16 protein-coding genes are annotated in these 16150 nt (G+C 62.0%); 15 read left to right on the top strand and 1 reads right to left on the bottom strand.

The genetic code is table 11. The features are described 5' to 3' along the window. The first annotated feature begins 3 nt into the window (after nucleotides 1-3). The 6 genes from truB (at nucleotide 4) to ICM05_RS02230 (ending at nucleotide 6160) form a co-directional block, all read left to right on the top strand. Entirely contained in the window at nucleotides 4-1050 is a 1047-nt protein-coding gene (gene truB / locus ICM05_RS02255; RefSeq protein ID WP_353055792.1) for a tRNA pseudouridine(55) synthase TruB, read from the top strand. Continuing rightward, nucleotides 1047-1412 (top strand): hypothetical protein, encoded by a 366-nt coding sequence (locus ICM05_RS02250; RefSeq protein ID WP_188022915.1) that lies wholly within the window; start codon nucleotides 1047-1049, stop codon nucleotides 1410-1412. The genes truB and ICM05_RS02250 overlap by 4 nt, the downstream gene beginning before the upstream one ends. Nucleotides 1413-1462: 50 nt before the next feature. Beyond that, nucleotides 1463-1909, top strand: coding sequence for a hypothetical protein (locus ICM05_RS02245; protein WP_188022914.1), 447 nt, complete (start codon nucleotides 1463-1465; stop codon nucleotides 1907-1909). Between the two features lie 3 nt (nucleotides 1910-1912). Further along, the gene (locus ICM05_RS02240) at nucleotides 1913-2854 is read left to right on the top strand and encodes a bifunctional riboflavin kinase/FAD synthetase (protein ID WP_188022913.1); all 942 of its coding nucleotides are present in this window, start codon (nucleotides 1913-1915) and stop codon (nucleotides 2852-2854) included. A gap of 89 nt (nucleotides 2855-2943) precedes the next feature. Beyond that, entirely contained in the window at nucleotides 2944-5085 is a 2142-nt protein-coding gene (locus tag ICM05_RS02235) for a DEAD/DEAH box helicase (protein ID WP_188022912.1), read from the top strand. A 61-nt stretch (nucleotides 5086-5146) separates the two neighbouring features. Continuing rightward, nucleotides 5147-6160: a 6-phosphofructokinase gene (locus ICM05_RS02230; protein WP_188022911.1), complete on the top strand. Its 1014-nt coding sequence runs from the start codon at nucleotides 5147-5149 to the stop codon at nucleotides 6158-6160. 77 nt (nucleotides 6161-6237) lie between these two features. Here ICM05_RS02230 and ICM05_RS02225 read toward each other — a convergent pair whose 3' ends face one another. Next, on the bottom strand, nucleotides 6238-6513 hold the full coding sequence (locus ICM05_RS02225; protein ID WP_188022910.1) for a mycoredoxin: 276 nt from the start codon (nucleotides 6511-6513) through the stop codon (nucleotides 6238-6240). A gap of 216 nt (nucleotides 6514-6729) precedes the next feature. Between ICM05_RS02225 and ICM05_RS02220 the strand changes: the two genes are divergently transcribed. From ICM05_RS02220 to ICM05_RS02180, 9 genes are all read left to right on the top strand, one after another. Beyond that, nucleotides 6730-8028, top strand: coding sequence for an inorganic phosphate transporter (locus ICM05_RS02220; RefSeq protein ID WP_188022909.1), 1299 nt, complete (start codon nucleotides 6730-6732; stop codon nucleotides 8026-8028). Then, nucleotides 8025-8321, top strand: a complete 297-nt coding sequence (locus tag ICM05_RS02215) for a hypothetical protein (RefSeq protein ID WP_188022908.1) — start codon at nucleotides 8025-8027, stop codon at nucleotides 8319-8321. The genes ICM05_RS02220 and ICM05_RS02215 overlap by 4 nt, the downstream gene beginning before the upstream one ends. Nucleotides 8322-8443: 122 nt before the next feature. Continuing rightward, a complete protein-coding gene (locus ICM05_RS02210; RefSeq protein WP_188022907.1) occupies nucleotides 8444-9649 on the top strand; it encodes an AI-2E family transporter in 1206 nt (401 codons plus the stop codon). After that, nucleotides 9646-10890: a threonine ammonia-lyase gene (gene ilvA, locus ICM05_RS02205; protein WP_188022906.1), complete on the top strand. Its 1245-nt coding sequence runs from the start codon at nucleotides 9646-9648 to the stop codon at nucleotides 10888-10890. Before ICM05_RS02210 ends, ilvA begins: the two co-directional genes overlap by 4 nt. 188 nt (nucleotides 10891-11078) lie before the next feature. Next, the gene (locus ICM05_RS02200) at nucleotides 11079-11750 is read left to right on the top strand and encodes a response regulator transcription factor (RefSeq protein ID WP_188022905.1); all 672 of its coding nucleotides are present in this window, start codon (nucleotides 11079-11081) and stop codon (nucleotides 11748-11750) included. A 3-nt stretch (nucleotides 11751-11753) separates the two neighbouring features. Beyond that, nucleotides 11754-13133 carry a HAMP domain-containing sensor histidine kinase gene (locus ICM05_RS02195; protein WP_188022904.1) on the top strand — a complete coding sequence of 460 codons (1380 nt, stop codon included), beginning with the start codon at nucleotides 11754-11756 and terminating at the stop codon, nucleotides 13131-13133. Next, nucleotides 13130-14134 (top strand): TAXI family TRAP transporter solute-binding subunit, encoded by a 1005-nt coding sequence (locus tag ICM05_RS02190; RefSeq protein WP_188022903.1) that lies wholly within the window; start codon nucleotides 13130-13132, stop codon nucleotides 14132-14134. The genes ICM05_RS02195 and ICM05_RS02190 overlap by 4 nt, the downstream gene beginning before the upstream one ends. 275 nt (nucleotides 14135-14409) lie before the next feature. Next, entirely contained in the window at nucleotides 14410-15156 is a 747-nt protein-coding gene (locus ICM05_RS02185) for an amino acid ABC transporter ATP-binding protein (RefSeq protein WP_188022902.1), read from the top strand. A gap of 53 nt (nucleotides 15157-15209) precedes the next feature. Beyond that, entirely contained in the window at nucleotides 15210-16115 is a 906-nt protein-coding gene (locus ICM05_RS02180; protein ID WP_188022901.1) for a glutamate ABC transporter substrate-binding protein, read from the top strand. Nucleotides 16116-16150 lie beyond the last annotated feature (35 nt).

The following is a 16150-nucleotide window of genomic DNA, read 5'->3' as shown; positions in this document are numbered from 1 at the left end:
CGGGTGAGTATTGCAGCGGAATATCCCCAGGGCGGCATCCTGCTGGTTGACAAAGCCGGGGAATGGACAAGCCACGATGTCGTCGCCAAGTCGCGTCGCGCGCTCGGCACCCGCAAGGTCGGCCACGCTGGCACCCTTGACCCGATGGCGACCGGCCTCCTCGTGCTTGGCTTCGGCCCCGCGACCCGCCTGCTGACTCACCTCGTCGGCCTCGACAAGACGTATGAGACCACGATCCGCCTGGGAGCGAACACCGTCACCGACGATCGCGAGGGCGAAGTTCTAGACATCTCAGATGCAGACGCAGTGCGCGCGGTTGCAGCTGACAGTGCGCGGATCGCGACTGGCATCACCGCCCTCACGGGCGCCATCGAGCAGGCCCCGAGCGCCGTCAGCGCCATTAAGGTCGATGGCGTGCGAGCATACGACCGTGTGCGAGCTGGCGAGCAGGTTGAGCTGAAGAAGCGCCCGGTGACGATCCACCGATTTACTGCTGGCGACCCGCAGCTCACGGAGGCAGCCGTTGGCCCGGTCGTATCCGGTGACGACGTGACGAGCGATATCGCGACCGAAACCGCGGTCGCACATACGGTCATCGACATCGATGCGGTCGTGGACTGCTCCTCCGGCACCTACATTCGTGCGCTCGCGCGTGATCTCGGTGCAGATCTCGGTATTGGCGGTCACCTTACGGCGCTCCGTCGCACGGCAGTTGGCCCGTTCCGGGTTACAGACGCGAACCCGCTCGCCGAACTTGCTGCGGGCCGCATCGGCAAGATCCTCGGTCCGGCAGAGGTCGCAGCGACCCTGTTCCCGACCATTGAGCTTGATGCGCAGCAGACGCTTGACCTCGGCAATGGCAAGCGCGTGGAGCTCGGCACGACCGATCACGACGCGCCACTCGTCGCCGCGATCGGTCCTGCGATTATCCCTGCCGCAGGCCCCACTGATCCCGCTGGTGCCCCGCGCCTCGTTGGCCTCATCGAGATCAAGCGCGGTCGCGCTCGCGTCATCACTAACTTCCCGGTTCCCGAAGGAAACGCAGCATGATTCTCTGGTTCACGGTCGTCACGATCGCCGTTTCGCTCATCGCCGCGGTGGTGTGTGCGCTTTACGCTGCAAAGAAGTCGGGTCCGAACGACTACACGCTGGGTGCGATGCTCCTGGTCGCCGTGCTGTTGCTCGCCCAAATCGTCATTTCGATTGTTGCGCCAATGACGGGAAACCACGCACTTGGCGATCCGCTTGAGTTCTGGATGTACCTCATTGTCGCGTTCATCATGCCGATCGGCGCCGGATTCTGGGCGCTCATCGACCGCACCCGCTGGGCAAACCTGGTGCTTGCGGTGATCGGCCTCGCTGTCGCTGTGATGACCTACCGCATGTGGGTCATCTGGGCGCTCGGCGCCTAACCAGCCACGCGCACTCAGCTTTACGCGCGCACCTCAGCTAGACTGCTGGGGTGTCAAACGTCGATCAGGTAACCACCGAATCTGGTGAAGCAGCAAAGTCCACGGAGCGCCTAGGCGGCCTGGGAAAAGTCCTTATCGCGGCCTACATTGTGCTCGCGCTTGCTGCGACGTTCCGTTCGGTCTACCAGATCATTTCGAAGTTCGATGAGGCACCCGTTGCCTACTCGCTGTCAGCACTGTCTGGCGTGGTCTACATCGTTGCGGCGATCGCACTGATGAAGCGTCACGGAGTCTGGCGCAAGATCGCCTGGGGAGCGCTCTCATTTGAGCTCGCAGGCGTCGTTATCGTTGGCGTGCTGAGCTACGCGGTGCCGCAGTACTTCGCGCACGCGTCGGTCTGGTCGCACTTTGGCTCGGGCTACGTGTGGATCCCGGTCGTGCTTCCCGTGCTCGGCCTCATTTGGCTCTGGCGTACGCGCCCAAGCGCAAAGGCGTAACTTATGCTTACGGTTTCATCGGCAGATCAGGTCCAGCCGGCCATGGTGAGCCACGGCTCTGTGGTCGCCGTTGGCAAGTTTGACGGCATTCACCTGGGCCACCGCAGCATTCTCGCGCGTATGCGTGCGGTTGCTGAGGCTGAGGGGCTGACCTCGGCGGTGCTCACCTTCGCGGATCATCCCATGCGGTTCTTGAATCCCGAGGCGTGCCCCGTCGCGCTCACGAGCCCGAACCAGCGACTCGAGCTGCTCGCGGAGATCGGTGTTGAGATCTGCGTCATGGTCGATTTCAACGCTGAGTTTGCTGCGATCCCGGCGGATCAATTCATCTCAGACGTGCTCGTTCGTGAACTCAATGCGAAGCACATCATCCTTGGCGCAGACTTCCGCTTCGGCCACCGCGGCCAGGGCGATGCAGCTATGCTCGTTGCCGCAAGTGAGCAGTACGGTTTCACGGTCGAGGTGGTCGATGGCGTGGCTTGCCCCGGCGTAGGCAACGTGTCATCGTCGATGATTCGTGAGGCGCTGCAGGTCGGCGACATGCGGGCCGCTGCTGAGATGCTCGGTCGCACCTACGCGATCCGCGCCACTGTCGTGCACGGTGATGCGCGCGGTCGTGAGATCGGGTTCCCCACGGCAAACCTCGGCGGCGAGGTCGAGGGCAAGGTGCCAGCAGACGGCGTTTACGCTGGCTGGGTGGTGCTTGACGGTCAGCGGCACGAGGCCGCAATCTCGGTGGGAAACAACCCGACGTTCACGCCGAATGCAGAGTCCCGTGTTGAGGCGTTCATTCTCGATTTCACCGGCGATCTGTATGGCAAGCCGATCGAGGTGCAGTTCTTGCAGCGCTTGCGCGGCATGGAGAAGTACGACTCGCTCGACGCGCTCCTTGAACAGATGGCAGAAGACGTCGCGCAGACGCGTAGGGTGCTAGAATCTGCGTAGACCGAGGTTTCGGTCGCTCAGGTGTTGCGCCTCCGTGTTATTCACGTTGCTAGGCGCGCAACAGCACACCCCGCCGATCAGGAGATCCATTGGCAAGCAACGCTGGTACGCGCAAGTCTGCTTCGAAGAATTCGTCGCGCTCGAATGGCCGTCGCAAGCACACGCATAACGAGGGCATCATCCCGCTGCTCGCTCGTGCGGTGCGCGAGGTAGAAGCTTCGGCGCAGCGTGGCAAGGCCACTCCGCAGAACCGTGCGAAGTTCCAAGCGATTGCGCTCCTCATGCGTGAAGAGCGTGCCCGTGTGAAGTCTGACGAGCAGGTCAGTGCTGCAGAGCGTGCAGAGACGCTCAAGCGTCTGGACGGCGTCGCATCGATTCTCGCGAAGACCGCCGCACGCGATACGAGCCTCATTACCTTGCTCGAGCCGGCAGCGAACGTACCTGAGGCGACCCGCGCGCTGAAGCGAAAGATGCTCGTCCAGGCAGGCATCGACGTTCCTGAGGAAGCTCCCGCGCCGGTCGAGACCGCGGTCGCAAAGGTCGTTCCCGCAGAGCTTGCCGAACGCCAGGTTGAGCCCGCTGGCATCGAAGCCCGCATGCTGTCGAATCCGTTCCTCGCACCCGGCCTGGACGCCCAGCGTGGCCCGACCCCCGTCGTTCGCCTGGCGAACTGGGAGCTGCTGAGCCCGCTGCTGAAGTCGTTTGAACAGGGTGGCCAGGGTGCAGCGTGCATGGCGCTGCCCGATCCGCCCGTCCCCGATCGCCTCGCGCCACAGGGTCGCGAGCTGATGAAGCACCAGGCGAAGTTCCTCGCGAGTGTGCGTGACGGCCACCGCAGCTTCCTGCTCGCAGATGAGCCAGGCCTTGGCAAAACCGCGCAGTCGGTGCTTGCGGCATCGGTCGCAGACGCCTATCCGCTGCTCGTTGTTGTCCCAAACGTCGTGAAGATGAACTGGGCACGTGAGGTTGAGCGCTGGACGCCGCAGCGCAGTGTCACCGTCATCCACGGTGATGGCCGCGATATGGACGCGTTCGCAGACGTGTTTGTCGTGAACTACGACATTCTTGACCGTCACCTCAGCTGGATTTCACGCTTCGGCTTCAAGGGCATGGTCGTCGATGAGGCGCACATGATCAAGAACGTGCAGTCGCAGCGGTCAAAGGCGGTGCTCTCGATTGCAGAGAGCATTCGTGAGCGCACTCCCGGTGTGCAGCCGCTGACAATCGCGTTGAGTGGTACCCCGCTCATCAATGAGGTCGATGACTTCCGCGCGATCTGGCGCTTCCTCGGCTGGACCGACGCTGAAAAGCCCGGCCCCGAGCTCATGGCCAAGCTGGAGAACAACGGCTGGACCCCGGCCGATCCTGCGTTCTACCCTGCGGCGCGCGAGAGCGTGGTCTCGATGGGTATCGTGCGTCGTCGCAAGATTGACGTTGCAGCCGATCTTCCCGCGAAGCGCGTGGTCGACCTTCCCGTTGAGCTTGATGACGATCTCGGTCGCGGCATTCGTGATGCCGAGACGAAGCTCGCTCGCAAGCTGCTCGATCGCTTCACCACCATCAAGGGCGGCAAGCTCGGCGCGAAGCTGTCCGACGAAGCGATCATCCGCATGGTCTGCATGCAGGAGCTCGAAGAGGCGAACGCTTCGGCAGACGGCCTCAACGTCTTCTCGATGGTTCGCACGATTGGCGAGGCCAAGGCGTCGCTCGCTGTCGACTACACCGCGCAGCTCGCGCGCTCGGTCGGCAAGGTCGTATTCTTTGCGAAGCATATTCACGTGATGGACCGCGCAGAGGCGCAGTTGGCCGAGATGGGTCTCAAGACGGTGTCGATTCGTGGCGATCAGACCGCGACGTTCCGCCAGGAGCAGATCGACGCGTTCAACAAGGATCCCGAGGTTGCGGTCGCAGTCTGCTCGCTCACCGCGGCAGGTGTTGGCGTCAACCTGCAGGCATCGTCGAACGTTGTGCTCGCAGAGCTCAGCTGGACCGACGCCGAGCAGACTCAGGCGATCGACCGCGTGCACCGCATTGGCCAGGTCGAGCCGGTGACCGCTTGGCGCATTATCGCGGCGCAGACCATTGATGCGCGGATCGCCGAACTCATCGACGGCAAGGCCGGTCTCGCGGCGCGTGCACTCGACGGAGCTCCTGCGCAGGAGGAGAACGCTGACCCGGTTCAGCTGCTCGCGCTCATCAGCGTGCTCGAGCGCGCGATCGCGGAGGCGTAACCCGCACCGTCTTCGGGGGAGACACTCCCTATCGAGGCTGTGGAATCGCTAGGCTGGCGCCATGCGAATTGGTGTCTTGTGCTCGGGCGGCGACAGCCCCGGAATGAACGCTGCGATCCGCGGAGCCGTCTTGCGCGGCACCGAGGTACACGGCTGTGAGATGGTCGGCTTTATCGACGGCTGGCGCGGCTTCCACGAGAACGAGCTCGTCACGCTCGACCGCGCCGCGGTGCGTGGGCTTTCACCGCGCGGTGGCGTGTTTATTGGCACGAGTCGCTGGTCACCGTTCCCGTCGAAGGACGGCACCGAGGAAGAATTCGCGGATCTGCGCAGCAAGATGGCTGAATATGACCTCGACGGCATGATTCTCATCGGTGGCGACGGCACCCAGCGCGTAGCTGGACTGCTCGACCGTGTCGGATTCAATGTGATCGGCCTGCCGAAGACGATTGACAACGATCTCGCAGGGACGGACTACACCTTCGGGTTCGACACCGCAGTTGGCATTGCCACTGAAGCAATCGACCGGCTGCGGACGACGGGCGAATCACACAACCGCTGCATGGTGCTTGAAGTGATGGGCCGGGACGCGGGCTGGATCGCGCTGCACGCGGGCATCGCAGGCGGCGCTCACGTCATGCTCATCCCAGAGCAGCCGGAGACACTCGACCAGGTGTGCGCGTGGGTGAAGCACGTCACTGATCGCGACCGCTCTGCGCTCGTGGTCGTTGCCGAGGGCTTCGACTTTGCGGGTGAGCAGCCTGCTGAACTGCGAGGTGGCGCGCACGGCATTGGCGATCATCTCGCTCAGCGCATCGAGGAATGCACCGGCATCGAGACACGTGCGACCGTGCTTGGTCACCTGCAGCGGGGCGGATCGCCTTCGGCCTTTGACCGCGTACTGGCAACCCGCACAGGAATTGCCGGTGCGGACGCGATCGCCGAGGGGGAGTGGGGCAACCTCATGGCCCTGCGCGGCGACGAGATCGTCGCGGTGCCCATCATGGAGATTGCCGGCAAGCTCAAGCGGGTACCCGAGGCGCGGTACGCGGCCGTGCGCGCAAACTTCGGGTAGTCCGGATATGCGTGTGGGGCGGATCCGAGCTGTCGGATCCGCCCCACACGTGGAGGCGTCGCGAGACGCCGAGAAAACTAGGCGCCGAGGCGTGCCTGGACGTCCTGCAACGAGGGGTTCGTTGCGGTCGTTCCGTCGGGGAAGACAACGGTCGGCACAACAGCGTTGCCACCATTGACCGACTTCACGAGTTCTTCCGTGCCTTCGGTGTTTTCAATATCGACGATCTCGTAGGGGATGCCGGTCTTGTCAAGCATGGTCTTCAGACGCTTGCAGTAGCTGCACCAGCTCGTCGAGAACATCGTGATTGCGCCGCTTTCTGGGGTGAAATCGGCAATTTCAGCTGCACTCATGGCGTGCTCCTTTCAGGGCGTTTCAAGCCAATTCTCAGTTTATGATTCTCTGCCTGTGAACGCTTGGATTTTTTGGATCTTCGGACGTGCGCGCTCAGCTTGACCTCTGGTTACTGAGGTGGAAACATTAAGTGACGAGCGTATGACGGGATGGCTACATCGGCTGGCTTTCGCGCGCGTCGACATTTCGCATTACATGCAAACGAAAAGAGACCGGTGGAACTCACGATCGTCGTCTTGCTAGTCATCGTGCTAGCGCTTTTCTTCGACTTCACGAACGGCTTCCATGACACCGCAAACGCGATGGCTACGCCCATCGCAACCGGTGCACTGAAGCCGAAGACCGCAGTCGCTTTGGCTGCAATCTTGAATCTTGTCGGCGCGTTCCTCTCAACTGAGGTCGCAAAGACAATTTCAAACGGTCTCATCAATGAGGGCGATGGTGGCGTACTTATTACGCCAGAAATGATCTTTGCGGGCCTCATTGGCGCCGTTGTCTGGAACCTAGTGACCTGGCTCTACGGCCTGCCCTCGAGCTCGTCACACGCACTCTTCGGTGGTCTCATTGGTGCCGCAGTTGTCGGCGCCGGTTTTGGCGCGATTAACGGTGGCGGTCTCGTTTCGAAGATCCTGCTGCCCGCGCTTGCTGCACCGCTCACCGCTGGCATCGTGGCATTCGCCGCGACTAAGACTGCGTATGCAATTACCCGTCGTCACGACGGTAAGAAGGACGGCCGCGGCCGCTTCCGTTACGCACAGATCGTGTCGTCGTCGCTGATTGCACTTGCGCACGGCACGAACGACGCGCAGAAGACCATGGGCGTGATTACCCTCACGCTCGTTGCCGCGAACATGCAGGATCCCGACACTGGCCCCCATCTCTGGGTCATCATCGCGTGTGCACTCGCGATTGCAATTGGTACCTACTCCGGTGGCTGGCGAATCATCCGCACGATGGGCTCGGGCCTCACCGATGTCAAGCCCGCGCAGGGCTTCGCCGCTGAGGTTTCGACCGCTGCAACGATTCTCGCTTCGAGCCACCTCGGCTTCGCACTCTCGACGACTCAGGTTGCTTCGGGCTCGGTCATCGGCTCCGGCCTCGGCCGCCGTGGTTCGACCGTGCGTTGGCGTACCGTCGGCCGCATTGCTTCCGGCTGGCTCTTCACCCTCCCCGCAGCCGGCCTCGTCGGCGCGCTTGCGGCGGTCATCGCTCACCTCGGCATGGTTGGCATCATCATCGACGCGGTCGTTGGCGCGCTCGTGATCGGATTCATCTTCTTCCGCTCGCGCCGCAATGCGGTTACGGCTTCGAACGCAATTGCAGACGTCGCTGAGGCAGGCCACGCGGTCCGTATTCGTAAGAGCAAGGTCAAGCGTGTTCGCACCAAGACCGGCACCCTCCCGCCCCTCACTCCCGTTGCACAGAGCGCCGTGCGTTCTGACAAGGCTGCGCGTGAAGCAGAAAAGGCAGCACGTGCTGCAGAAAAGCAGCAGAAGAAGGACGGCGACAAATGACCATCGACTGGATCGCATTCGTTCAGGTCTTCGGAGCAGCGCTCTTCGCGTCGGTCTTCGTAGTTGCCCTGTACTCGCTCGGTATCCGCTTCCTCGCAACACCGAAGCCTGCGCCGCGTCTTGCTGACGGCTCGAAGGCGCCCAACGGTCCTTCGCGCGATGCTGAAGACGATGACCTTGAAGAAGACGGCCGCCCCGGTTGGGCAACCGCAGGCGCATACGTATGCTTCGCGCTCTCGGCTGTGGTCGTGCTTGTGGGCATCTACCTGATTGTCCCTGCGCTGCACGGCTAATCACAGGAATTTTGGGGCGGATCGGCGAAAGCCGGTCCGCCCCTTTTCGTTTGGCCGATCCGCGCCCGATTGCTGTGAATTACATGCGCCACATGGAGTAGCACGTCAGTAGACTGACCAGTGTGGAAGAACAACGTGGTGGATCCTCGGGTGAACCGGTGGACGAGCGCAACGCAACATACGAGCTACCGCTCGGTATTCGCGTTGCCGCGGCTTGGTCATGGCGACTGATTATTATCGCCCTGGCCTCTGCAGCTCTGCTCTGGGGCATCGTGCAGGTACGCATTATTGTCGTGCCCGTCCTGATCGCAATTCTGCTGACGGCGCTGTTGATGCCGATCGTGAGCTGGTTTGAACGACGCGGACTGCCGCGTTGGTCGGGTGTGCTCTCTTCGCTCATCCTGCTGTTTGCGACGCTGTGGGTGTTGATTACCCTCATCGTCTCGCAGTTGCGGAATGGGCTCGACGACCTCGTAACCCGATCTGAACAGGTCTGGCAAGAGTCTTTGCTCTGGATTTCGCACAACAGCTGGGGACTCCCGGTTGATGAGATGAAGAACTGGTTGCAAGATCTCCTGTCTAGCCTGTCGCAGTACCAGGGTGAGATCTGGAGCGGCGCCATGGGCGTCGCAGTCTCAGCTGGCCAGGTCATCACCGGTGCATTGCTCACATTCTTCACGCTCATTTTCTTGCTGATCGACGGCCGTCGAATCTGGATCTGGGTGATTGGCTTCCTGCCTGCCAAGGCGCATTCGCCCGTCGATGCGGCTGGCCGCGCTGGCTGGCTGTCGGTCGGTCAGTACGTCCGCGTACAGATCTTCGTAGCATTCGTTGACGCGTTTGGCATCGGCGTTGGCGCTGCGATCCTTGGAGTGCCGCTGCCAATTCCGATTGCGATTCTTGTGTTCCTTGGCTCGTTCATTCCGTTCCTCGGTGCAATTACGACCGGTATGCTTGCCGCGTTCATCGCGCTCGTCTACAACGGTCCGATTAACGCGCTGCTGATGCTCGGCGTCGTTATCCTCGTTAACCAGATCGAGGGCCACGTGCTGCAGCCGCTCGTCATGGGTAACGCAGTTCGAGTTCACCCGCTCGGTGTTGTCCTCGCGGTGTCGGCCGGTGCGCTTCTTGCGGGTATTCCCGGCGCGCTGTTCGCGGTTCCGCTCGCAGCTTCTGCGAACGCTATTGTGAACACACTCGTGCAGAAGAAGTGGGACCCAAACATAGACCCGGCAGCGGAGTTTCATCGAAGAGACCACGTGAAGCACGAAGCTAAATCCCGGGCGAAATACATTGCGCGTCTGACGCGTGGAGGAGGAAACGCATGACCTGGCAGAACGGCACCCCCGAGCTCGCCGACTTCGAACGGACGCTCGGTGTGGTGCACCAGGTAACCCGCAAGACGCCGCTCGAATCATCGCGCTACCTCGCCGACATTCTCGAGGTGCCGAATGTGTTCCTCAAGTGTGAAAACCTGCAGCGCACCGGCGCATACAAGCTTCGCGGTGCGTACAACCGGCTGTCACAGCTGACGGCAGAAGAGCGTGCACGCGGCGTCGTCGCCGCGTCGGCTGGTAACCATGCGCAGGGCGTGGCGTATGCGGCGCGCGAGCTCGGCATCAAGGCGACCATTTTCATGCCGCTTGGTGTTGCACTGCCGAAGCTGCAGGCAACCCGTGGCTACGGCGCAAACGTTGAGCTTGTCGGCCAGACCTTTGACGCGACCAATGCGGCAGCGCAGGCGTTCGTCAAGGAGCAGGGTGCGATCTTCATCCCGCCGTTCGATGACCCCGCTGTCGTCGAGGGCCAGGGCACGATTGCACTCGAGATGCTCGAGGTCGAGCCCGACATCGAGAACTTTGTCGTGCCGATCGGTGGCGGTGGCCTCATCGCGGGCATTGCAGTCGCTGCAAAGAAGTGGGCTGCCGAGCACGGCCGCACGATCCGGGTCATTGGTGTGCAGGCTGAAAACGCTGCGCCCTACCCGGTTTCGCTCGAGGCAGGCGAACCCGTGACGATCCAGACACGTCCCACCATCGCTGACGGCATCGCTGTCGCGCGCCCTGGCACGCTGAACTTTGATCTGATCCGCGACTTCGTTGATGAAGTGGTGACCGTGAGCGATGATGACATCGCACGCGCCATTGTCATGCTCATCGAGCGCACCAAGCTCGTGGTTGAACCCGCGGGTGCGGCTGGCGTTGCTGCGATGCTCGCAGGCAAGATCAAGGTTGCAGGCAAGACTGCGACCATCCTCTCGGGTGGCAACATTGATCCGCTGCTGCTGCAGCGTGTGATCGGTCACGGCCTGGCTGCGTCGAAGCGTTACCTCAAGCTCCGCATCCTGCTCCCTGATGTACCTGGCCAGCTCGTGCGCACCGCGTCGATCGTGGCTGAGCACAACGCAAACGTTGTCGAGGTGCTGCACACTCGTCACGCGACCGAGCTCCCCATCAGTGAGGTTGAGCTCGAGCTGCACATTGAGACCCGTGGCTCAGAGCACGGCGTCGAGGTAGTTGAGGCGCTTCGCGCCGAAGGCTACGAGGTGCGTGTAGGCGAGCGTTACTAGCTGACAAACTCGCCCGCACGGCGAGCTAGCGCCCTCCCCACAACTTTGTGGGGAGGGCGCTAGTGTTTCCTCAGACAAGCTCATTTCGGTGTGTGAAGGATCACAAGTCGTGCGTGACAGCTTTCGACGTGCTCTGTTCCCCTCTAAAGTGATGGGTCAAGGGGGCACAACAGAGAGGTGTACTTCCGGTGGAAATTCTGGTTGTCGAAGATGACGAACGGGTGTCTGACGCGCTGAGCGCCTTCATCGGGAAGGCTGGCTACAGCACGGTGCAAGCTGCAGACGGTGCGTCTGCGATTGACGCAGTTTCGCCAGAAACAGCAGCGGTGATCCTTGATCTGGGGCTGCCCGATATCGACGGCCTTGATGTATGTCGGCGGATCCGCGCATTCTCCGGCGTCCCCATCATCATCGCGACCGCACGAAGCCAGGTTGAGGAACGCATCCGAGGGTTGCATGCTGGTGCGGATGATTTCGTAGTGAAGCCGTACGACGTGCGTGAGCTCGTTGCGCGCATCGAAGCGGTGACACGACGGTCTCGTATGGTGCCGGTCGCGGGTGAACTCGGCTTGGTGATCGACGTGCACGACGTCTATATCGACATCACCAACAGGCTCGCCACGGTGGCTGCGGTATCGGTTGAACTCACGCCGAAAGAGTTTGAGATATTGGAGGTTCTCGCGCGGTATCCGGGGGTTGCGGTTCCGAGAGATCGCATCATCCGGGAGGTGTGGGGCACCGACTGGACGGGGTTCAACCGATCGCTTGAGGTGCACGTCGGGGCGATCCGCCGCAAACTCGACCGCGAATCACTCATCGATACCGTGCGGGGGCTTGGGTATCGGCTTGCGGTGAGTTGATCAATGCGAAAGCGATTTGTTGTCGCCTTTCTCACGCCGCTGATCGTCGTGTTGATGGCCCTCGGTGGCGCATACGGGTGGAGCCTTGCCCGCACGGCAGAACAACAGCTTTCCAACCAGCAGCTTGGCGATGCGCACTACTTTCTGTCCGTAGCTCGGCAGGCGCTCGCAGACCAGAACCCAGCTGCGCTCGAAGCAGATATGCGGCGGTACGGTGACCTGTACGACGCCGAGATTACGGTGTTCGATCAGGCTGGCGAAGCCTGGGCAACGACGACTGAACGCCGTGCGGAGATTTCCGCCGAGTTGCAGGCCGCCGTCGGCCTCGCGCTGTCTGGCAGACGCGGTGAGGTCGCCGTCGGCCCGCTGCCCTGGTCCCGTCAACCGGCGACGATTGTAGAACCCATCGTGAACGATGGGTTCGTGGTCGGCGCCATCTCCATAGGGGCAAGCGTGGATCAGACGAACCGCGGTATTTGGGGGCAGTGGCTGCTGCTTGGGGCTATTTCGCTCGTGACTGTCGGTCTCGCAACCCTGGTCATTTTTCAGCTTTCTCGGTGGGTGCTTGCTCCGTTGCGGCGAGTGGACGAGGCGATGCAGGCCTTTGCCAGGGGCGAGACGGAGGCCCGTATCGCGGACACCACAGGGCCGCCGGAACTCCAGTCGCAAATCAAGCTCTTTAACACGATGGCTGCCGAGATCGACCAGGTGGTCACCCGGCAGCAGGAGTTCGTGTTGAACGCATCGCACGAGCTACGAAATCCGCTCGGTGCGCTCCTGATGCGGGTGGAAGTCTTGGCCACGGGTCTCGGTGGAGAATGGGCATCCGACATCGAAAATACCCGTGAAGACGGCAAACGAATGACACAAATCTTGGACACGCTGCTGCGGCTGGCCCGCACTGCGCAGTCTGAACCAACGTGCTTGCTGGTCGATCTCGGCGAGCTCGCCCACAGCCGCGCCCATGCCTGGCGCGCTGTCGCAAGCCAGCGGCTCATCAAAGTCTCGGCGTTTGCAGAGCCTGGGCTCATGCTTATTGCCGACCGTACGGTGATCGAAAGCGCGCTCGACGCAGTGCTCGACAATGCGGTGAAGTTCTCGCCGCGCGGCGGTCGCATCGACGTGCGGGCAGAACGTACCGATGATGGGGCGCGGATCAGCGTCCGCGATTCCGGCCCCGGGCTCGAACCCGCTGACCTTGAGCGGGCAAAGACCCGCTTCTGGCGGAACACCCGTGATCAGAACATCGCTGGCTCAGGACTCGGCCTGTCAATCGCGAATCAGCTGCTGGAAAGCGCGAGCGGCACGCTGTGTTTGAGCTCGCCGGAGGGCGGAGGGTTGCACGTGGAACTGCGGTTCACTTCGGAAGGTGACGGCGAATGATCACACACTGGGTACGCAGACTGACCACGGCCGCGGTGCTGTGCGTGGGGCTATTGTTGTTCACCGCGTGCGCCGCTCCGCATGCCCCCGGCGTCATTGCTGGCGGCAATCCCGGCGGTGTCTACCACGCGTATGGCACGGCGTTGGCGAACGAGCTCTCGGCGCGCACCGATCGTGAGATGACGCTGGTTGAGACTGATGGCTCGGTCGACAACCTGCAGCGCATCGGTCGGGGAGAGGCACTCCTTGGTTTCGCGCAGGGGGATACCGTTGCAGATGCGTTGGCTGGCGAGGGTGATTTTGCTGAGCCGCTCGAACTCGCCGCGGTCGCGCGGCTGTATGACGAGTACGTGCACATCGTGGTGGCCAAAGACTCGAGTTTTGTGACGCTCGCCGACCTCGCAGATGCTCGTATTTCCCTCGGTTCACCTGGCTCAGGCGTGCAGGTGATCGCGCATCGCATCCTCGAAGCCGCCGGCATGAGCGAGCGTGACATCGGAGCCGAGGCCGAGACAGAGGCCGACACCGACATCGACACCGACACCGCACCGCGCTGGGTCACCCTGGGCACGCAGCCCGCTGCGGAGGCACTGCGAGCCGGCGAGATCGATGCGTTCTTCTGGGTCGGCGCTATTCCGACCCCGGGTGTCGCTGACCTCGCAGCCGAGTTTCCGATCCGCATTTTGCCAGTGACGCCCGAGATTCTTGACCAGTTGAACGCGGATCACGCAGACGTCTACGGGCTATCTGAGCTCCCACGAGGCACCTACGGAATCGAAGATCAGACACGCACCATGACGATTCCGAACTACCTGGTTACGGCGGCTGATGCAGACCGCGGCGAGATTCGAGAGGTGACTGAGACCCTGTTCGCGGAACGGGCTGCGATCGCGCGCAAGGCACCCGTCGCAGCACTGCTCGATACCCGTGAGGCTATCTTCACCGACCCCATGCCGTTGCACCCGGGAGCCGCAGACTACTTCAGATCGCAGCGCCGTTAACCTCTGCGAACCCGTCAAATTGATCATCAATCTCACCCCTCAGCGAGCCAACCTCAAGTAATGCTCAAGGCCTTCCTCAAGATCAGCTCAAAGCACTGAATCGGAGGAGTAACCACCCCTAACGTGAGGGTCTGACCGGTTCAACGAAGAAGCGATCGACCCCCTGAGAGCGCGAGACCCAGAGTGTCTCGCGGTGCCTCTGCGTTGAACCGTCGAATGACCAACGTCTCCAGCGTGACCCGCTGCGGACGAACGAATCCAACGGTGGAGGCAAGATGAGCGCGGAAGAACCGCTTGTCGTCGTAGTAAACGTGCAGAAGCACTATGGCGAGTTTCAGGCACTGACTGATGTGAACTTGTCGGTGCACGCCGGCGAGGTTGTCGTGATCGTTGGGCCGTCTGGCTCCGGCAAGTCGACCCTGTGCCGCACGATTAATCGGCTGGAGACGATCACGAGCGGATCGATCCGCATCGACGGCACAGAACTCCCGGCAGAGGGGCGTGGGCTTGCCCAGCTGCGCGCCGATGTTGGCATGGTGTTTCAGTCGTTCAACCTGTTCGCCCACCTCACGATTCTGGAGAATGTGACGCTGGGGCCGATCCGCGTCCGAGGCATGAAGCAAGCAGACGCCGAGCGCGAGGCGATGGAACTCCTTGCCCGCGTTGGCGTTGATAAGCAGGCGGCGAAGCTCCCTGCACAGCTCTCCGGCGGGCAGCAGCAGCGCGTGGCAATTGCTCGAGCGCTTGCGATGCAGCCAAAGGTCATGCTCTTCGATGAGCCGACGTCTGCGCTTGATCCGGAGATGATCACCGAGGTGCTCGATGTCATGGTGCAGCTCGCGCAGCAGGGCATGACGATGATCGTGGTCACACACGAGATGGGCTTCGCGCGCAAGGCAGCCGATCGCGTGGTGTTCATGGCAGACGGCCGCATTATCGAGCAGGCGACGCCAGACGAGTTCTTCCTGAACCCGCAGAGCGACCGAGCCAAAGACTTTCTCTCCAAACTCATCACCCACTAAGCCCCGTGTGCTGGCCACCCCACGGCCTGCGCACACCACGAAAGGAAGACACCATGCGACGTACACGTCTCATTGCAGGGCTCGGCATTGTCGCCGCGCTCGCGCTCACCGGCTGCGCAAGCGGCAGCCCGACCGATGGTGCGAAGGAGCCAGCGACCGACGGCTCGAGCACCAGCAGTACACCGTGGGAGGTCGCGACTGACGTGTCACTCACGGGCAGTCCGACCTATGACGCGATGGTCAAGCGCGGTGGCGTCATTGTCGGCGTGAAGGAAGATCAGCCTGGTCTCGGCTACCTCGACGTGACTACGCAGGAGCGCACGGGATTTGACGTCGATACTGCGCGTTGGATCGCTGCGTCGCTCGGTTTCGACGAGGACCAGATCGAGTTCAAAGCGATCGCCTCGGTGAACCGTGAGCAGTCGATCAAGAACGGCGATATTGACTACTACGTCGGCACGTACTCGATCAACGACAAGCGAAAGCAAGACATCGACTTTGCTGGCCCGTACTTCGAGACTGGCCAGGGGCTCCTCGTAGCACAGGACGCCGACGAGGTCACCAAGATCGAGGAACTCGAGGGCAAGACCGTGTGTTCGGCGACCGGGTCGACTCCGATTCAGAACATCAAGGCGAACTTCCCCGGGATTAAGACCCAGGAGTACGACCTGTACTCGGCGTGTGTGGAAGACCTCATCAATGGCCAGGTTGACGCGGTCACCACTGACCAGGCCATCCTCATTGGGTATGCAGCACAGTACCCAGATGACATCAAGGTTACGGGCGGTCTCTTCACCCAGGAGCTCTACGGCGTTGGCCTCCCGAAGGGCGATGACGCACTTCGCTCGTGGATCAACACCGTACTGACCGACGGCGGCGACGTCTGGAAAGCAATCTTCGACAACAACCTTGGCTCCTCCGGCATTGTCGTCGACCAGCCCAAGGTTGACGCCTACTAGTCAGCACCGGCTTCTTACTGTCCCTGAGTGTGGGG

Source organism: Leucobacter sp. cx-42 (assembly GCF_014529985.1).
GTDB lineage: Bacteria > Actinomycetota > Actinomycetes > Actinomycetales > Microbacteriaceae > Leucobacter.
The sequence above is the reverse complement of the archived record's forward strand: the minus strand, read 5'-3'. Positions and strand labels throughout refer to the sequence as shown.